The organism is Blastococcus sp. SYSU D00868 (assembly GCF_054050575.1).
This window is the reverse complement of sequence record NZ_JBJGZO010000004.1, coordinates 47,232-62,698: the sequence shown is the minus strand read 5'-3', so window position 1 is coordinate 62,698 and position 15,467 is coordinate 47,232. Positions and strand designations below refer to the sequence as shown.

Genomic DNA, 15,467 nt, shown 5'->3' with positions numbered 1-15,467 from the left:
CGGGGAACCGCCGGTGCGACGGAGGCGGGCGAGGGGGTGCGGGCGGCAGCGTCGGACTCCCCGATCCGACCCGAGGAGACCGCCATGTGGATCCCCCGCCTCGCTGCCTGGTCCGCCCGCCGCAGCCGGCTCGTCCTGCTGCTGTGGGCGGTCGTCCTGGCCGGCGGCGTGCTGTGCGCCCCGGCGCTGTTCGAGCGCCTCGAGGGGGACGTCGGGTCGATCGACGGCAGCGAGTCCGCCCGGGCGAACGAGCTGCTGCGCTCCGCCGCCCCGCGTGGGGACACCGTCGCCGCCGTCCTCGACGGCCGCCCGGCCGAGGACCTGCGCCCCGAGGTCGACCGCCTGACCGCCGAGCTCGCCGCGCTGCCGGGCGTGGCCGCGGTCGCCACCCCGTGGTCCGGCGGCGACTCGGGCCTGGTCGCGACCGACGGCCGCGCGGTCGCCGTCGCCGTCACCTTCGAGCCCGGCCCGGCCGGCGAGGCCGCCGTGGACGACGCCGCCGCGCTGCTCCGCGCCGCCGACGCGCCGCGCACCGTCGTCGGCGGCGGTCCGCTGCAGGACGACGAGATGGACGACCAGGCCGCCAGCGACCTGGCCCGCGCCGAGGTCGTCTCCATGCCGATCGCGCTGGTGCTGATGGTCGTCCTGTTCGGCGGCGTGGTGGCCGCGGGCCTGCCGGTGCTGGTGGCGCTGGCCGGCGTCGGGGCGACGTTGGGCGCGCTGCTGCTGGCCACCGCCGTCGCCGACGTCTCGGTGTACGCGGTCAACGTCGTCACGATGCTCGGCCTCGGCCTCGCGGTCGACTACGGGCTGCTGCTGGTCTCCCGGTTCCGCGAGGAGAAGGCCCGCGCGGACGACGACACGGTCCTGCCGCGCACCTTCGCCACCGCCGGCCGCACCGTGACCTTCTCCGGGCTGACCGTGGCCGCGGCGCTCAGCGGGCTGCTGGTCTTCCCCGACGACTTCCTCCGCTCGATGGGACTGGCCGGCCTCGCGGTCGTGCTGCTCGACCTCGTCGCGGCGCTCACCCTGGTGCCGGCGCTGCTGGCCCGGTGCGGACGGCGGATCGGCCCGGCCCGCGCCCGCACCGCCGGGTGCGCCGGCTTCGCCCGCATCGCCCGGCGGGTGCGGCGCCGCCCGCTGCTCGTGGTGGTCGGGGTCTCCGGGCTGCTGCTGCTCGCGGCGACGCCGTTCCTGGGCGTGCGGTTCGCCGACCCTGACGCCCGCTCGCTGCCCGAGGCGTCGGCGTCGCGGCAGCTGGCCGAGCTCGCCGACGCGCGCTTCGACCGCCCGGACGTGGACCCGGTCACCGTCGTCGTCCCGGGGGCGCTGCCGGCGGCGGACGACTACGCCGCCCGGCTCGGCGCGCTCGACGGGGTGCGCGAGGTGTCGGTGCGCGCCGACGCGCCGGGGCTGACCGTGCTCGACGTCGTCCCGTCCGGGGACTCGCAGGGCCCGGTGGCGATGCGGCTGGTCGACGAGATCCGCGCGCTGGACGGGCCCGCCGGGGTGCTGGTCACCGGGGACGCCGCCGAGCTCGCCGACTACCAGGACGCGCTGACCTCGCGGCTGCCCTGGATGCTGCTGGTGATCGGCGGGGCCACGACGGTGCTGCTGTTCCTGTTCACCGGGTCGCTGGTGGTGCCGCTCAAGGCGCTGCTGCTGGGCGCGCTCAGCCTGGGCGCCAGCTTCGGCGCGCTGGTGTGGGTGTTCCAGGACGGGCACCTGGGCGCGCTGGTCGGCACCGAGGCGCTGGGCAGCCTGAGCATCACCACCCCGGTCATCGTGCTGGCGATCGCGTTCGGCCTGTCGATGGACTACGAGGTGTTCCTGCTCGGCCGGATCGCCGAGGAGCACCGGCGCACCGGCGACAGTGACCTGGCCGTCGAGCGGGGGCTGCAGCGGACCGGGCGGGTGGTGACCGCCGCCGCGCTGCTGGTCGTCGTCGTGTTCGCCGGCTTCGTGGCCGGCGGGTTCTCGCCGATCAAGCAGATCGGGCTCGGGCTGGCGCTGGCCGTGGTGGTGGACGCGACGCTGGTGCGGCTGCTCCTGCTCCCCGCGGTGATGACGCTGATGGGCCGCCGCAACTGGTGGGCGCCGGCCCCGCTGCGCCGGCTGCACGACCGGCTCGGGCTGCGCGACGAGGCGCCGTCCGTCGCCGTCGCCTCCGCGGCCGCCCGCCGCGAGCCGGAGCCCGCCCCGGTCTGACCCCACTCGAGGCATGGGAAGCTCTACCCACGCCCCGGCGCCCCGGACGTGGGTAGAGCTTCCTGTGCCTCTCGGGTCGCGGGCGCGGGCGCGGCTAGGGTCGCCGGGTGCGTCGCGAGCCGCCCCGCACCCTCGCGGAGGTGTACCGGCGGTTCGGCGAGGCGGACGCCGCGGGGACGTCGCCGCTGTCCGCGGCGACGGCCGTCGCGCTGAGCCGGTCCGACCAGGCGCTGGCCGCGATCGAGCGGGCGCCGGCGCGCCGGCGGCAGCCCGCGCTGGTCCTCGCCGCGCTGCACGACCTCGCCCTCGCCGGGCGGGCTCCGGACCTGGCCGCGGCCTTCGCGTCCGGGGACGCCGACGCCGCGGCCGCCGCGGCGGTCGACACCCTGCTGCGGGACGCCGACGCGGTCGCCGCGCTGGCCGCGCGCCGCCGGCAGCCCGCGACCTGGGACACCGCCCGCTGCGCCGTGCTGGCCCCGGCCGTCGCCGAGGCCGCCCGCCGGGTCGGCGCGACCGCGGTCGGGCTGGTCGGGGTGGGCGGCACGGCCGGCCTGGACCTGCACGTCGACCGGGTGGCCGTCGCGTACGACGACGGGCGCGTGCTGGGTGACCCGTCGTCCCCGGTGCGCGTGGCGTGCGCGGTGGTGGGCGACCGGCCCGTGCCGGCCCGGCCGGTGCCCGCGGTGGCCGCCCGGATCGGCGTCGGCCCCGACCCGCTCGACGTCACTGACCCGGACGACGTCCGGTGGCTGCGCGCCGGCGTGGCACCGGACCGGCCGGAGCGGCGGGCGCTGCTGGACGCGGGGATCGCGCTGGCGGCGGCGTCCCCGCCGCTCCTGGTGCGCGGGGACGTCGTCGACGCGCTGCCCGACGCCGTCGGCCGGGTGCCCGCCGGCGCCCTGCCGGTCGTCACGACGGCGTGGTCGCTGTCGTCCCTCCCCGCCGCCCGGCGCCCGCAGTTCCTGCACCGCCTCGAGGACGCCGCGGCCGTCCGGCCGGTGGCGTGGGTGTCGGTGGAGGGGGTCGGCGTCGCGCCGGGGGTCCCGACGCTCGGCGACCGCCCCGCCTCGGGCCACAGCATCGTCGGCCTGACGCTGCTCGGCGGGCCGGGCCGGCCCGCCGAGGCCCTCGGCCGCTGCTGGTCGCGCGGCCGCCTGCTGTCCTGGCTCGCCGCACGCGACTAGACCGGCGGGCCGGCCTCGGGCGGCAGCGGGACCCGCCGCTGCCGGACGGCGTCCGCGATGCCGAGCACGCCCATCGCGGCCCGCAGCACCCCGAGCGCGGTCCCGACGGCCACCTCCCCGCCGGCGGCCGCGGTGATCTCGGCCGCCAGGCGGGCGCGGCTGTCCCGGGCCGCCGCGAGGACCGCGCGGCCGCGGTCGGTGAGCGCCAGGGGCCGGCGGCGGGCGTCGCCGGGCTCGGCCACCCGCTCGACCAGGCCCAGCCGCGTCATCTCCCCGGTCAGCTTGGCGACCGCCTGCTGGCTGACCCCGAGGTCGGCGGCCATCTGGGTGGCCGTCTGCGGCCCGGCCACCAGCCGCTGCACGACGTAGCCGTGCGCCGGACGCACCTCGGGGAAGCCCGCGGCGCGGAGGTCGGCCAGCACGTGCCGGTCGGCGGCCGCTCCGACGAGCGACAGCGCGGAGACGAGGTCGATGTCACTGGACACACAACCATGGTTGTGCAACTCTGCGGCCGTGTCCACTCCGGTCGAGGACGTCGTCCGCCGCTACTACCGGGTCGTCGGGGACCTGTCGGCCCCCGAGGCCGACCTGGACGCCCTGCTCGCGCCCGCGGCGCGCGTCGTGGAGCACCCCAACGCCGTGACCCCGCGCGGCGCCGTGCGCGGCCGGGACGAGGTGCTGGCCGCGTTCCGGGCCGGCCGGGGGCTGCTCAGCGCGCAGGAGTTCGTCGTCGACGAGGTGCTCGTCCACGGCGGGCGCGCGGCCGTGCGGGCGCGCTGGAGCGCGACCGTCGGCACCGGCCGCGGGCCGTTCGCCGCCGGCGACCGGCTGGAGGCCGCCGTCGCCGCGTTCCTCACGGTCGCCGACGGGCGCATCGTCGAGCACGAGACGTTCGACTGCTACCCGCCGTTCGGCTGAGCCGGGCCGGGCCACGCCGCGCGGCGCGGTCGGCCGTCACGAGGCGGGCTCGGGCCCCAGCCGCGCGGGCAGGCCCAGCTTCACGAACAGGCCGGTCTCCAGGTCGAGGAAGCTCGAGATGTGGGCGATCCGCCCGTCCTCGACCTCCAGCACGTGCAGCGCCCACGGCACGTGGCCGCCGCCCTCGGTCGGCCGGTACTGGGCGAAGGCGGGCGACCCGTTGGCGCTGAGCTCGATCAGCCGCGAGTCCCGGCACGCCGAGCCGGGACCGAGCATCCACGTGCCGATGTCCTCGCGGCCGCGCAGCCACATCTCGAACGGCGGCATGTGCTGCGTCGCGTCCTCCTTCAGCAGCGCGACGAACGACTCGATGTCATAGCGCTCGAAGGCCGCCACGTAGCGGTCGAGCAGGTCGCGGTGGTCGGCGTCCAGCGGCCGGCTGTCGAGCTCGCCGCCGACGGCCGCCAGCGTCGCCCGCGCCCGCTGCAGCGCGCTGTTGACCGAGGCGACCGTGGTCTCCAGCAGCGTGGCGACCTCCTCGGCCCGCCAGCGCAGGACCTCGCGCAGCAGCAGCACCGCGCGCTGCCGCGGCGGCAGGTGCTGCAGCGCCGCGACGAAGGCCAGCCGGATCGACTCCCGCTGGACCGCCTGCTCGGCCGGGTCCGCGTCCTCGGCGATGACCTGGCGGTCGAGCACCGGCTCCACCCACGCCTCGGCCGGCTTGGTGGCCGCCAGCGAGGCCTCGACCGGCTGCCACGACGTGCCCGACAGGTCCATCGGCAGCGCGCGCCGCTGCCGGCCGTTGAGCTGGTCGAGGCAGACGTTCGTGGCGATCCGGTACAGCCACGACCGCAGCGCGGACCGGCCCTCGAAGTCGGCCAGCCCCCGCCAGGCCCGCACCATCGTCTCCTGCACCGCGTCCTCGGCGTCGAACGACGAGCCGAGCATGCGGTAGCAGTAGCCGGTCAGCTCCCGGCGGTGCTCCAGCAGCCGCGGGTCGAGTTCGCCGGTCTGGCCGGGCAGGACAGTCGTCACGGCTCCTCCTGGTCGTCGCGGACCCCAGTGGTCGCTGGCGGGTGGTCAGCTCACCACACGGGACCGACGGAACGGGAGCCCCCGCGCTACTGGTAGCTGACCAGGTCGGGAACGGGGCTGACCTGCGTCACCGTCTGCTGCGGGGTGAGCATCGGCGCGTCCTCGTCGATGAAGTTCTTCCAGCCCCACCACACCGGCGGCGCGCCGGCCCGCAGCGCCTGCCAGGTGGCCTGCTTCGACCCCTGCGGCCCCTGCCCGTCGGCGTGCACCAGCACGGCCAGCTCGTCGCGGGAGAGGTCCAGCCGCTCCCGGCCGGGGATCATGTCCAGCCGGAACTGGTGCAGCACCAGCAGCTTCTGCGGCAGCGCGTTCTCCCGCGTCAGGTCGGCCAGCCAGGTGACGACGCGGTTGACCTCCTCGACGTCCACCGAGCCGATCTGGGTCAGGTGCACCTGGTTCGGCGCCAACCGCCACTCCGGGTCCAGCGCCAGCCCGACGTGCGGCAGCTCGAGCAGCGGGCGGTACAGCTCGGCCTGGGTGACGAAGTCCGTCCGGCCCGGCTGCAGGTCCAGGACGACGTAGATGCCGGCCTCGCCGGCCGCCTCGACCCAGGGCCGCAGCACCTCGATGTCGGCCTCGGTCGAGTAGTTGCCGTCGGGGCCGGGGAACTCCGACGCCACCGTCGCGATGATCTCGAACGAGGGGACGACGGTCGCCTCGACCAGCGGCTCGTACTCGGCGGCGTACTGCCGGGCCCGGTCGACCGCCCCGGTCACGTCCTGCTCGCCGAGCAGCCCGAGGGCGCCGGTGCCGGGGTGGCCGTAGAGCGCGATCAGCATCCGGCCGGGGAACAGCAGCTGGCCGCCGCCGGGCAGCTGCTCGCCGCTGCCGGCCGCCGCGAGCTTCCAGTCCAGGCCCGGCTCGGCGGCGAGGTCGGCGCCGAGCGCGACGACCGCCTCGGGCGCGGACTCCGCGAGCAGCTCGGTCAGGTCGGCCGAGGCCCGCGGGTCGGCGTCGTCGAGGACCTCCACCCGGGCCCCCGCCGCGCGGGCGGTGGCCACGGCGGCCAGCGACTCCGGCGCGCCCGTGGTCAGCACCAGGGTGCCGGTCAGCGGCTCGGCGCGGTCCACCTCCGGCAGCCGGCCGTCCCCGCCCCCGCCGCCGGGGTCGCCGTCCTCGGGCACCAGCGCCGCCGGCGCGTCGGGGTCGAGGGCGGCCACGGCGGCGACCGCGCCGTCCTCGGCCACCTCCTCGGCGTCCCCGAGGTCCAGCCCGGTCGCGCCCTCGACGGCGCCCGGGTCGGCGGCGACGGCCACCACCTCGACGTCGGCGCCCTCGGCGGTGGCCTCGCCCACGGCCAGCACGGTGGTCGCGCCCAGCCGGTCCAGCTCCTCGGCGACGACGGTCCCGCCGCCGTCGGGCTCCAGCAGCAGCGGGACGCCGAGCCCGGCCGCGGCCGAGGCGCCCAGCAGCTCGCCGGCGCGGTCGCCGTCCCGGGCCACCACGGCGACGCCGGCCTCGGTGAACAGCGCCCGGCTGGCCGAGGCGGCGGCCGCGACCGGGTCGGCGTCGCCGACGAGGGTCAGCGGCTCCCCCGGGGTCGCCGTGGCCACCGACGCCGCGTCCTGCTCACCCTCGCCGTCGCCCTCCTCGGCCTGGCCGGCGGTGCACCCGCCGACGAGGACGAGCGCGAGCCCCAGACCCGCCGTCCTGCTGCGCACGACCGCATCCCTCCCCCGGCCCCGCGCGGCCGCGGGCTCCGCTGCCCAGGCCGGCCCCGGGGCCGGCCCGACCCTAACGAGGCAGCCGCCCGGCGACACCCCGGCCCGGATCTGGACACCGCCCCCGCCCGCCGGGAGCATCGCCGCCGAGATGCACATCGAGCCGACCGCGGGGCCCCGCACCGCCCGATCGTCGGGCCAGCCCGACACCGGACCGGCCGGGTGGCGGGATCGGCCGGGGCCCTCCGCGCGACCAGGCTCGACGCCATGGCCACCGACACCCGCGACACCGACGTCCTCACCCCCGGCGCCCCCGCTCCCGGCGCCCTCGTCCCCGGCGGCACGGCGGACGCCGTGACCACCACCGACACCCTCCGGGTCCCCGCCGTCCCCTCGCCCGCCGGCCGGCGGCGCGGCCCGGTCCGCCAGCTCGGCGTCGACACCGGCTACGCGCTGGCCTCCTTCCCCGTGGCGATCGCCGCGTTCGTCGTCGTCGTCACCGGCCTGTCGGTCGGCGCCGGCCTGCTCGTCGTCTGGGTCGGCGTCGCGGTACTCGCCCTGACGCTGGTCGCGGCTCGCGGCCTCGCGACCGCCGAACGCGCGTGGCTGCCCGCGGTGCTGCGCCGCGACCTGCCCCGCCCGGCCTACCGGCGCGCCGAGGGGACCCCGCTGCGTCGGCTGCTGACGCCGCTGCGCGACGCGCAGTGCTGGCTGGACGCGCTGCACGCGGTCGTCCGGTTCCCGTTCGCGATCCTGTCGTTCGTCGTCGCGGTGACGTTCTGGGCGGTCGCGCTCGGCGGGCTGACCTACGGCGCCTGGGACTGGGCGCTGCCCGACCCGAGCACCGACCCCGACAACGAGGACCTGCTGGAGCTGCTCGGCCAGGAGAGCACCGCGGGGCGGCGGATCCTCTTCTACGCCCTGATCGGGCTGGTCTTCGCGCTCCTGCTGCCCTTCGCCGTCCGCGGGGTGGCGCTGCTGCAGGCGCAGGTGGGCCGGGCGCTGCTCACCTCCCGCGCCGCCGCCCAGGAGCAGATCGAGCGGGCCACCCAGGGCCGCGACGCCGCCGTCGCCGCCGAGGCCGTGGCGCTGCGCCGGCTCGAGCGCGACATCCACGACGGGCCGCAGCAGCACCTGGTCCGACTCGGCATGGACCTCGCCCGCGCGCAGCGGCAGCTCGACCGCGACCCGGCCGCCGCCCGCACCACGCTCGGCGAGGCCGCCGGCCTGGCCCGCGAGGCGCTGGAGGAGCTGCGCGCCCTCTCCCGCGGCATCGCCCCGCCGGTGCTGGCCGACCGCGGCCTGGCCGCCGCCCTCGCCGCGCTGGCCGCCCGCTCCCCGGTGCCGGTGGAGCTGGCCGTCGAGCTGCCCGAGGAGCGGCTGGCCCCGGCGGTCGAGAACACCGCGTACTTCGTGGTGAGCGAGGCGCTGGCCAACGTGGCCAAGCACAGCGGCGCGTCGGTGTGCCGGGTGGCGGTCTCCCGCGCGGACGGGCTGCTGCGGGTCGTCGTCGAGGACGACGGCACCGGCGGCGCGGTGGCCGCCCCCGGGCACGGCCTGGCCGGCCTGGCCGACCGGGTGCGCGCGGCCGACGGCACGCTGACCGTGGACAGCCCGCGCGGCGGGCCGACCCGGCTGACCGCGGAGGTGCCCGGAGCGTGATGCGCGTCGTGCTGGCCGAGGACTCGGTGCTGCTCCGGGAGGGCCTGGTGCGCCTGCTGGAGGAGGCCGGGACCGAGGTCGTGGCGGCGGTCGGCGACGGCCCGTCCCTGGTGCGGGCCGTCGCCGCGCTGCACCCGGACGTCGCCGTCGTCGACGTCCGGATGCCGCCGACGCACACCGACGAGGGCCTGCGCGCGGCGGTCGAGGCACGCGGCGCGGTCCCGGGGACGGCGGTGCTGGTGCTCTCCCAGTACGTGGAGGTGGCCTACGCCGACGAGCTGCTCGCCGACGGCCGCGGCGGGGTCGGCTACCTGCTCAAGGACCGGGTGTCCGACCTCGACCAGCTGATGACGGCGCTGTCCGACGTCGTCGCCGGCGGCACGGTGCTCGACCCCCAGGTGGTGGCGCAGCTGTTCGCCCGGCGGCGGGCCGACGACCCGGTGCGCCGGCTGACCCCGCGCGAGCGGGAGGTGCTCGGGCTGATCGCCGAGGGGCACTCCAACGCCGCGATCGCCCGGCTGCTCGTCGTCACCCCGGGCGCGGTGGAGAAGCACACCCAGCGGATCTTCGCCAAGCTCGGGCTGGCCCCCGACGAGGACCGCAACAGCCGGGTGATGGCGACGCTGGCCTACCTGCGCTCCTGATCCTCGTCGAACGCCGCGCGCAGCCGGGCCGGCGCGCGCAGCCGCCACGCCTCGGTGAGCAGCTCCGCCAGCTCCGCCCGGTCGACCGCCGCCAGGTCGGCGACCACCATCGTCGAGTTCCGGTAGTGGTGCGGGACGCTGAACACCTGCGGCCGCTCGGCGGCCAGCGCCCGGTTCTCCCCCTCGGCCAGCCGGATGGCCACCCAGGTCTCCTCCGGCGGCATCGACGCGAAGATCCTGTCCCGCACGCGCAGGCAGGCCATGTCCCAGGCCGGGCGCTCGGTGGCCTCGGGCAGGGCGAGCGCGATCGCGCGGACGTCCTCGGGGGTGGCGGGCACGGGCGCATGGTGCCCCGGGGAACCGGGTCGCGCCCCGTCGTCCCCGCCCGGTAGACAGCAGGCGTGGACGATCTGACCGCCCGCCTGCGCCCCGCCACCGTCGAGGAGTGGCCGGCCTTCGGCCGGGCGATGGTGACCGCGTTCGGCGACGACCCGACCGACGAGTGGCTGGCCGCGCCGCGCGGGGTCGCCGAGATGGACCGGTCGCTGGGCCTGTGGGAGGGCGACCGGGTCGTCGCCACGGCGGGGATCTACAGCCGGGAGCTGACCGTGCCCGGCGCCGTCGTGCCGTGCGCCGGCGTCACCTGGGTGACCGTGGCCCCGACCCACCGGCGCCGGGGCGTGCTCACCGCGATCATGCGGCGGCAGCTGACCGAGCTGCAGGAGCAGGAGCGCGAGCCGGTGGCCGCGCTGTGGGCCTCCGAGGGGCCGATCTACGGGCGGTACGGCTACGCGCCGGCGGCCTGGCGCGGCGGCTTCACCGGCCGCACGACCGAGCTCGCCCTGCGCCCCGACGCCGACCCGGGGACGGGCACGGTGGCGCCGGTGGACGCCGAGGGCTACCGGGCCGCCGCGGTGCCGCTGCACGACCGGCTGCGCCGCGGGCTGCCCGGCGCCCTGGCCCGCCCCGCCGCCTGGTGGGACCGGCTGCTGGAGGACCCCCGCGACCGGCGGCACGGCGCCTCGGCCCGGCGGTACCTGCTGCACACCGGGCCGGACGGCGCGGTGACCGGCTGCGCGACGTTCCGGGTGAGCCCGAGGTGGGACGACGCGGGGCGGGCCGACGGCACGCTGACCGTCGAGGAGGTCTGGGCGGCCGACCCCGCGGCCCGGGTGGCGCTGTGGCGGTACCTGCTCTCGATCGACCTGGTGCGCACGGTGAAGGCGCCGACGGCGTCGGTCGACGACCCGCTGCGGCACCTGGTCGCCGATCCGCGCGCCCTGCAGGCCCGGCCGGTCGACACGCTGTGGGTGCGGCTGGTGGACGTCGGCCGCGCGCTGGCCGCCCGCCGCTACCCCACCCCGATCAACCTGGTGTTCGAGGTCCGCGACGTGTTCTGCCCGTGGAACGACGGGCGCTGGGCGCTCACCGCCCACCCGGCCGGGGGCTTCTGCGCGCGCACCGACAGCGACCCCGACCTGGTCCTCGGCGTGGAGGACCTGGCCGCGGCCTACCTGGGCGGGGTCTCGCTGGCGGCGCTGCAGGCGGCCGGCCGGGTCACCGAGGTGAGCCCGGGCGCGGTGACGCTGGCGGCCACCGCCTTCTCCTGGCCGGTGGCGCCGTGGTGCCCCGACGACTTCTAGTCCGAGATCTGCCGGGCGAGGACGAAGCCGGAGCGGGTGCGGTCCATCGCCGGGGTGAACGGCCGCGGCTTGGTCCCCAGGTCGGCCATGAACGCCTCGACGTCGTCGGTCTCGATCTCGTAGGCGGCGACGTAGGGCCAGTCCATCCGGTTGCCGGTGACCACCTGGTAGCGGCGGGCGCTGCGCACCCCGTCGATCGACAGCAGGTCGGGCAGGTGCACCTCGTCGTACCAGGTGTTGAAGGCCTCCTCGTCCCCCTCGCCGTCGGTGGGCCCGTTCAGCGCTAGAAGCAGGTATCTCGCCATGGCAGAACCCTAGATCCCACCGGCGGTCACAGGGGGCGCGCGCCGTCCCACTCCTCCAGCGGCGAGCAGTGCCAGCGCCACGAGGCCACCGGCTCCAGCCCGGGCAGCTCGCCGCGGCCGGTCGCCCAGCGCAGCGCCGCGACCGGGTCGGCGTCGGCCGGCGCCCAGGGGAACAGCCGCACCAGGACGGCGTCGGCGAGGTCGGCCGGCGGCTGCCAGTCCCGGCCGAGCGCACCGGCGACGTCGGCGGTGTGCAGCAGCAGCTCGGCGGCGCCCATCGCGGCGAACCCGGAGGCGTCGGGGCGGCCCCAGTCGTGCCAGCCGCGGTCGCCCGGGGCCGCCCCCTCGACGGTGCGGGCGAGCACCTCGGCGGCGGCGGCCTGCTGGCGGACGAGCTCGGGCAGCGCGGCCTCCGGACGGCGGCCCAGGGTGAACCCGTCGGCCCGCTCGGCGCCGGCGGCGAGGTCCTGGGCGTACCAGATCAGGCAACCGGTGACGTGCGCGGTCACGCCGGCGACGTCGTCGTCCATCGCCGGCACCCGGGCCGCGCCGTCGGGCACCGTCGCGAGCAGCTCGCGGGCCGCCGCGGCGACCCGGCGCAGCTCCCCGGGGGTCATCCCGCTGGGGTCTCCCGGGCAGGGGCCTCCGAGCGGGTGGGCAGCCCGCCGGCCGGCCGGTGCCGGTCGCGCTCGTAGTCGGCGATCAGCCCGATCCGGCGCACGTGCCGCTCGTCCTGGCTGAAGGGGGTCGCCAGGAAGTGCAGCACCAGCTCGGTGGCCTCCTGGACGCTGTGCTGGCGGGCGCCGACGGCGACGACGTTCGCGTCGTTGTGCTGCCGGGCGAGCTCGGCGGTCGACGTGTTCCACACCAGCGCGGCGCGGACGCCGGGCACCTTGTTCGCCGCGATCTGCTCGCCGTTGCCCGAGCCGCCGATGACGACCCCCAGGCTGCCCGGCTCGGTGACGACCCGCTCGCCGACCGCGAAGCAGAACGGCGGGTAGTCGTCCTGGGCGTCGTACTCGAACGCCCCGCAGTCGACCGGCTCGTGCCCGGCCGCGGCCAGCGCCTGCTTGAGGTGGTCCTTGAACTCCAGGCCCGCGTGGTCGGTGCCGACGAAGACGCGCATGGGCCCGAGTCTGTCAGGCTCCCCCGGTGGCGGTGCTGGGAGTCGACGGGTGGCGCGGGCGCTGGGCCGGCGCGCTGCTGGAGGGCCGGTCGGTGCAGCTGTTGGCGCTCGACGACGCCCCCGCCGTCCTCGCCGTCCCGGGGGCGTCGGTGGTCGGGATCGACGTGCCGATCGGCCTGTCCGACGACGGCGTCCGGGCCTGCGACATGTCGGTGGCGGCCACCGGCGGGCGGTCGCTGTCGGCGCAGTCGTTCCAGCTGGTGGCCGCGATCCGCTCGCTGGACGACGCGCTCGGCGACCGGCCCGACCCGCGGGTGCACGAGGTCTTCCCCGAGCTGTCCTTCCGGGCGCTGGACGACCGGGTCCGGGCGCCCAGGGCGAGCGCGCAGGGGCTAGCCCAGCGGATCCGCGCCCTCGAGCCCGTGATGGACGTGCTCGACGCCCTCGCCGACGCCCCGTCCGGGCTGCCGGCGGTCGACGCGCTGGACGCCTGCGCCGCCGCCTGGTCGGCCCGCCGGATCGCCGACGGGACGGCGGACTGCGTGGGCTCCGACGAGCGGGACGCCCGCGGCCGGCCGATGCGGGTGAGCTGGTGACCTTCGTCGAGGTGGCCGACGGGGTGTTCGTCCGGCGGCACGCGGCGCTGGACCTCAACTGCGGGCTGGTGGTCGGCGACGGCGCGTGCCTGGTGGTCGACACCCGCTCCGACCTCGGCGAGGCCGCGGACCTGATGGCCGCGGTCCGCCGCGTCACCCCGCACCCGTGGGCCGTGGTGAACACCCACGCCCACTACGACCACTGCTTCGGCAACGCGGCGTTCCGGCCGGCCACCGTGTGGGGCCTGCGCGGCTGCGCGGCCGCGCTGGTCGCCACCGGGGAGGCGCAGCGGGCGGCGCGGGTGACGGAGCTGCGGGCGGCCGGGGACGCCGCGGGCGCCGACCGGGTGGCGGCCGCGCCGGTCGACCCGCCGGACGCGCTGGTCGACGACCTCGCCGTGCTCGACGTGGGCGGCCGGGAGGTGACCCTGCGGTTCCTCGGCCGCGGGCACACCGACGCCGACCTCGTCGTGGAGGTGGAGACCGCCCGCGACGGCACGGTGCTGTTCGCCGGCGACCTCGTCGAGGAGGGCGCCCCGCCGGCGTTCGAGGACGCCTTCCCCGCCGACTGGCCCGCGACGCTCGGGCGGGTGCACGCCCTGGCCCGCGGCCCGGTGGTGCCGGGGCACGGCGCGGTGGTCGACGCGGCGTTCGTCGGCGCGCAGCGGGAGGAGCTGCTGGCGGTGCTGGCCGCGGTCCGCGCCGGGCGGCTGGACCGCGGCCCCTACGACCCGGCGACGATGGCGCTCGCGGCGTCCCGGCTGAGCGGAGTCGCTCGGGAACGGTCTCCGCGCTCGAGCGACTCCGCTGCTACGTGAGCCGCCGCACCACCGGCAGCGGCAGCACGCGGAGCAGGCCGGCGACCGGGCGCCACGGCCACCCGGGCACGTAGGCGCGCACCGGCTCCCGCTCGATCGCGGCGACCAGCGCGTCCACGCCGGTGTCCAGGCCGACGGTGAACGGCCCGCGGCGGCCGACGTTGAGGTCGGTCTCGATGTAGCCGGGCAGCACGGTCGTCACCTCGATGCCGGTGCCGAGCAGGTCGGAGCGGATGCCCTCGGCCAGCGCGTTGAGCGCGGCCTTGCTGGCCCCGTACGCCGTCCGGGTGCCGCGCATGCCGCGGATCGAGGCGACCGAGGAGATCAGCACGAGGTGGCCGTGCCCCTGCGCGCGGAACAGCTCGACGGCGGCCTCGCACTGCGCGTGCGTGCCGAGCACGTTGGTGAACAGCGTCGCGCGGTTGGCCCAGCCCTTGCCGGTGCCGACCGAGGCGCCCTTGCCGATGCCGGCGTTGGCCACGAACCGGTCGAGGCCGCCCAGCTCACCGGCCAGCTCCGGCACGACCTCGGCGACGGCGGCGGCGTCGTCCACGTCGAGCCCGGCGGTGACGACGCGGATGCCCGGGTGCGCGGCGAGCAGCTCCTCGCGCAGGGCGTCGAGCAGCTCGGTGCGGCGGGCAACGAGGGCGAGGTCGCGGCCGCGGGCGGCGAAGCGGCGGGCCATGCCGGCGCCGAGGCCGGAGCTCGCGCCGGTGATCAGGATGCGCTGGCGGGTGGGACTCGGCACGCGAAGAGCATGACGAGTCCCACCCGGCCCCGCTGCAGGGGCCCGCCGCGAGCTCGCGAGTGGCGGGGGGCAGCGGGGTCCTTCATCAGGCGGAGCGGCGGAGCTCCAGGGCGTCGGCCGGGACCGAGTCCATGTCCGGACCGTTGAGCCGGGTCCGCTTGAGCTCCCAGAAGTCCGGCAGGTTGGCCAGCAGGACGGCGCCGTCGAAGGCCTTGCCGGCGTCCTCGCCCGTGGGGACCTTGCTGATGACCGGGCCGAAGAACGCGACGCCGTCGATGTGCATGACCGGGGTGCCGACGTCGTCGCCGACCGGGTCCATGCCCTCGTGGTGGCTCTTCTCCAGGGCGTCGTCGTACTCGGTCGAGGTGGCGGCCTCGGCCAGCGAGGTGGGCAGCCCGACCCGATCCAACGCCGGGACGATCAGCTCGTCGAGCTCGACGCCCTCGTGGTGGCGCAGCGTGCCCATGGCGGTGTAGAGGTCGCCGAGGACCTCCTCGCCGTGCTGCTGGGCCGCGGCGATCGCCACCCGCACCGGGCCGATCGCCTTGGTCATCATCTCGCGGTACTGCTCGGGCAGGTCACGCCCGCGGTTGAGCACCGCGAGCGACATCACGTGCCAGTGCAGGTCGATGTCGCGGACCTTCGCGGCCTCCAGGACCCAGCGGCTGGTCAGCCAGGCCCACGGGCACAGGGGGTCGAACCAGAAGTCGACGCGGGCCTTCACCGGCGCGCTCTGCACTGCCTCGGTCATGCGTGGTGCTCCTCGGGGTGACTCGCGGCCGGCGCGGAGCGCACCGGCCCTCTGGGGGCTGCCAAGTCCGGCGCCGGGCGGGTTGTTCCCGCGGTGCGCCGGGATCCG

17 protein-coding genes are annotated in these 15,467 nt (G+C 77.5%); 8 read left to right on the top strand and 9 right to left on the bottom strand.

The genetic code is table 11. From position 1 onward, the window contains the following. The first annotated feature begins 84 nt into the window (after positions 1-84). Positions 85-2,208, top strand: a complete 2,124-nt coding sequence (locus tag ACI79F_RS04945) for an MMPL family transporter (protein WP_456543969.1) — start codon at positions 85-87, stop codon at positions 2,206-2,208. A 107-nt stretch (positions 2,209-2,315) separates the two neighbouring features. Next, on the top strand, positions 2,316-3,392 hold the full coding sequence (locus ACI79F_RS04940) for a DUF2332 domain-containing protein (protein ID WP_456543970.1): 1,077 nt from the start codon (positions 2,316-2,318) through the stop codon (positions 3,390-3,392). Here the strand turns inward: ACI79F_RS04940 and ACI79F_RS04935 are convergent. Next, positions 3,389-3,877 carry a MarR family winged helix-turn-helix transcriptional regulator gene (locus tag ACI79F_RS04935; protein WP_456543971.1) on the bottom strand — a complete coding sequence of 163 codons (489 nt, stop codon included), beginning with the start codon at positions 3,875-3,877 and terminating at the stop codon, positions 3,389-3,391. The two genes, ACI79F_RS04940 and ACI79F_RS04935, sit on opposite strands and share 4 nt — an antisense overlap. Before the next feature lie 28 nt (positions 3,878-3,905). Between ACI79F_RS04935 and ACI79F_RS04930 the strand changes: the two genes are divergently transcribed. Then, complete coding sequence (locus ACI79F_RS04930) at positions 3,906-4,310, top strand: nuclear transport factor 2 family protein (protein ID WP_456543972.1); 405 nt, start codon at positions 3,906-3,908, stop codon at positions 4,308-4,310. A gap of 36 nt (positions 4,311-4,346) precedes the next feature. Here the strand turns inward: ACI79F_RS04930 and ACI79F_RS04925 are convergent, their stop codons facing one another. After that, positions 4,347-5,345: a sigma-70 family RNA polymerase sigma factor gene (locus ACI79F_RS04925; RefSeq protein ID WP_456543973.1), complete on the bottom strand. Its 999-nt coding sequence runs from the start codon at positions 5,343-5,345 to the stop codon at positions 4,347-4,349. Positions 5,346-5,431: 86 nt separating this feature from the next. Further along, entirely contained in the window at positions 5,432-7,066 is a 1,635-nt protein-coding gene (locus tag ACI79F_RS04920) for a hypothetical protein (RefSeq protein ID WP_456543974.1), read from the bottom strand. A 267-nt stretch (positions 7,067-7,333) separates the two neighbouring features. Between ACI79F_RS04920 and ACI79F_RS04915 the strand changes: the two genes are divergently transcribed. Continuing rightward, the gene (locus ACI79F_RS04915; protein WP_456543975.1) at positions 7,334-8,728 is read left to right on the top strand and encodes a sensor histidine kinase; all 1,395 of its coding nucleotides are present in this window, start codon (positions 7,334-7,336) and stop codon (positions 8,726-8,728) included. Continuing rightward, complete coding sequence (locus ACI79F_RS04910; protein ID WP_456544060.1) at positions 8,728-9,372, top strand: response regulator; 645 nt, start codon at positions 8,728-8,730, stop codon at positions 9,370-9,372. Before ACI79F_RS04915 ends, ACI79F_RS04910 begins: the two co-directional genes overlap by 1 nt. On the opposite strand, the gene ACI79F_RS04905 is transcribed toward ACI79F_RS04910, so the two are convergent. Then, on the bottom strand, positions 9,357-9,710 hold the full coding sequence (locus tag ACI79F_RS04905) for an MmcQ/YjbR family DNA-binding protein (RefSeq protein ID WP_456543976.1): 354 nt from the start codon (positions 9,708-9,710) through the stop codon (positions 9,357-9,359). The two genes, ACI79F_RS04910 and ACI79F_RS04905, sit on opposite strands and share 16 nt — an antisense overlap. A gap of 63 nt (positions 9,711-9,773) precedes the next feature. Between ACI79F_RS04905 and ACI79F_RS04900 the strand changes: the two genes are divergently transcribed. After that, positions 9,774-11,015 (top strand): GNAT family N-acetyltransferase, encoded by a 1,242-nt coding sequence (locus ACI79F_RS04900; protein ID WP_456543977.1) that lies wholly within the window; start codon positions 9,774-9,776, stop codon positions 11,013-11,015. Here the strand turns inward: ACI79F_RS04900 and ACI79F_RS04895 are convergent. Genes ACI79F_RS04895 through ACI79F_RS04885 form a run of 3 tightly spaced genes read right to left on the bottom strand, consistent with a single transcriptional unit; the run spans position 11,012 to position 12,446 of the window. Then, complete coding sequence (locus ACI79F_RS04895; protein ID WP_456543978.1) at positions 11,012-11,320, bottom strand: hypothetical protein; 309 nt, start codon at positions 11,318-11,320, stop codon at positions 11,012-11,014. The genes ACI79F_RS04900 and ACI79F_RS04895 overlap by 4 nt on opposite strands. Before the next feature lie 26 nt (positions 11,321-11,346). Continuing rightward, entirely contained in the window at positions 11,347-11,937 is a 591-nt protein-coding gene (locus tag ACI79F_RS04890) for a hypothetical protein (protein ID WP_456578881.1), read from the bottom strand. Continuing rightward, positions 11,934-12,446 (bottom strand): ribose-5-phosphate isomerase, encoded by a 513-nt coding sequence (locus ACI79F_RS04885; RefSeq protein WP_456543980.1) that lies wholly within the window; start codon positions 12,444-12,446, stop codon positions 11,934-11,936. The genes ACI79F_RS04890 and ACI79F_RS04885 overlap by 4 nt, the downstream gene beginning before the upstream one ends. Before the next feature lie 26 nt (positions 12,447-12,472). Here ACI79F_RS04885 and ACI79F_RS04880 point away from each other — a divergent pair, with 26 nt between their 5' ends. Beyond that, entirely contained in the window at positions 12,473-13,042 is a 570-nt protein-coding gene (locus ACI79F_RS04880; RefSeq protein WP_456543981.1) for a DUF429 domain-containing protein, read from the top strand. Continuing rightward, positions 13,039-13,860, top strand: coding sequence for an MBL fold metallo-hydrolase (locus tag ACI79F_RS04875; protein ID WP_456543982.1), 822 nt, complete (start codon positions 13,039-13,041; stop codon positions 13,858-13,860). The genes ACI79F_RS04880 and ACI79F_RS04875 overlap by 4 nt, the downstream gene beginning before the upstream one ends. On the opposite strand, the gene ACI79F_RS04870 is transcribed toward ACI79F_RS04875, so the two are convergent. Together ACI79F_RS04870 and ACI79F_RS04865 are read right to left on the bottom strand one after the other, a co-directional pair. After that, on the bottom strand, positions 13,853-14,608 hold the full coding sequence (locus ACI79F_RS04870) for an SDR family oxidoreductase (RefSeq protein ID WP_456543983.1): 756 nt from the start codon (positions 14,606-14,608) through the stop codon (positions 13,853-13,855). The two genes, ACI79F_RS04875 and ACI79F_RS04870, sit on opposite strands and share 8 nt — an antisense overlap. 85 nt (positions 14,609-14,693) lie before the next feature. Next, on the bottom strand, positions 14,694-15,359 hold the full coding sequence (locus tag ACI79F_RS04865) for a mycothiol-dependent nitroreductase Rv2466c family protein (RefSeq protein ID WP_456543984.1): 666 nt from the start codon (positions 15,357-15,359) through the stop codon (positions 14,694-14,696). Positions 15,360-15,467: the final 108 nt, after the last annotated feature.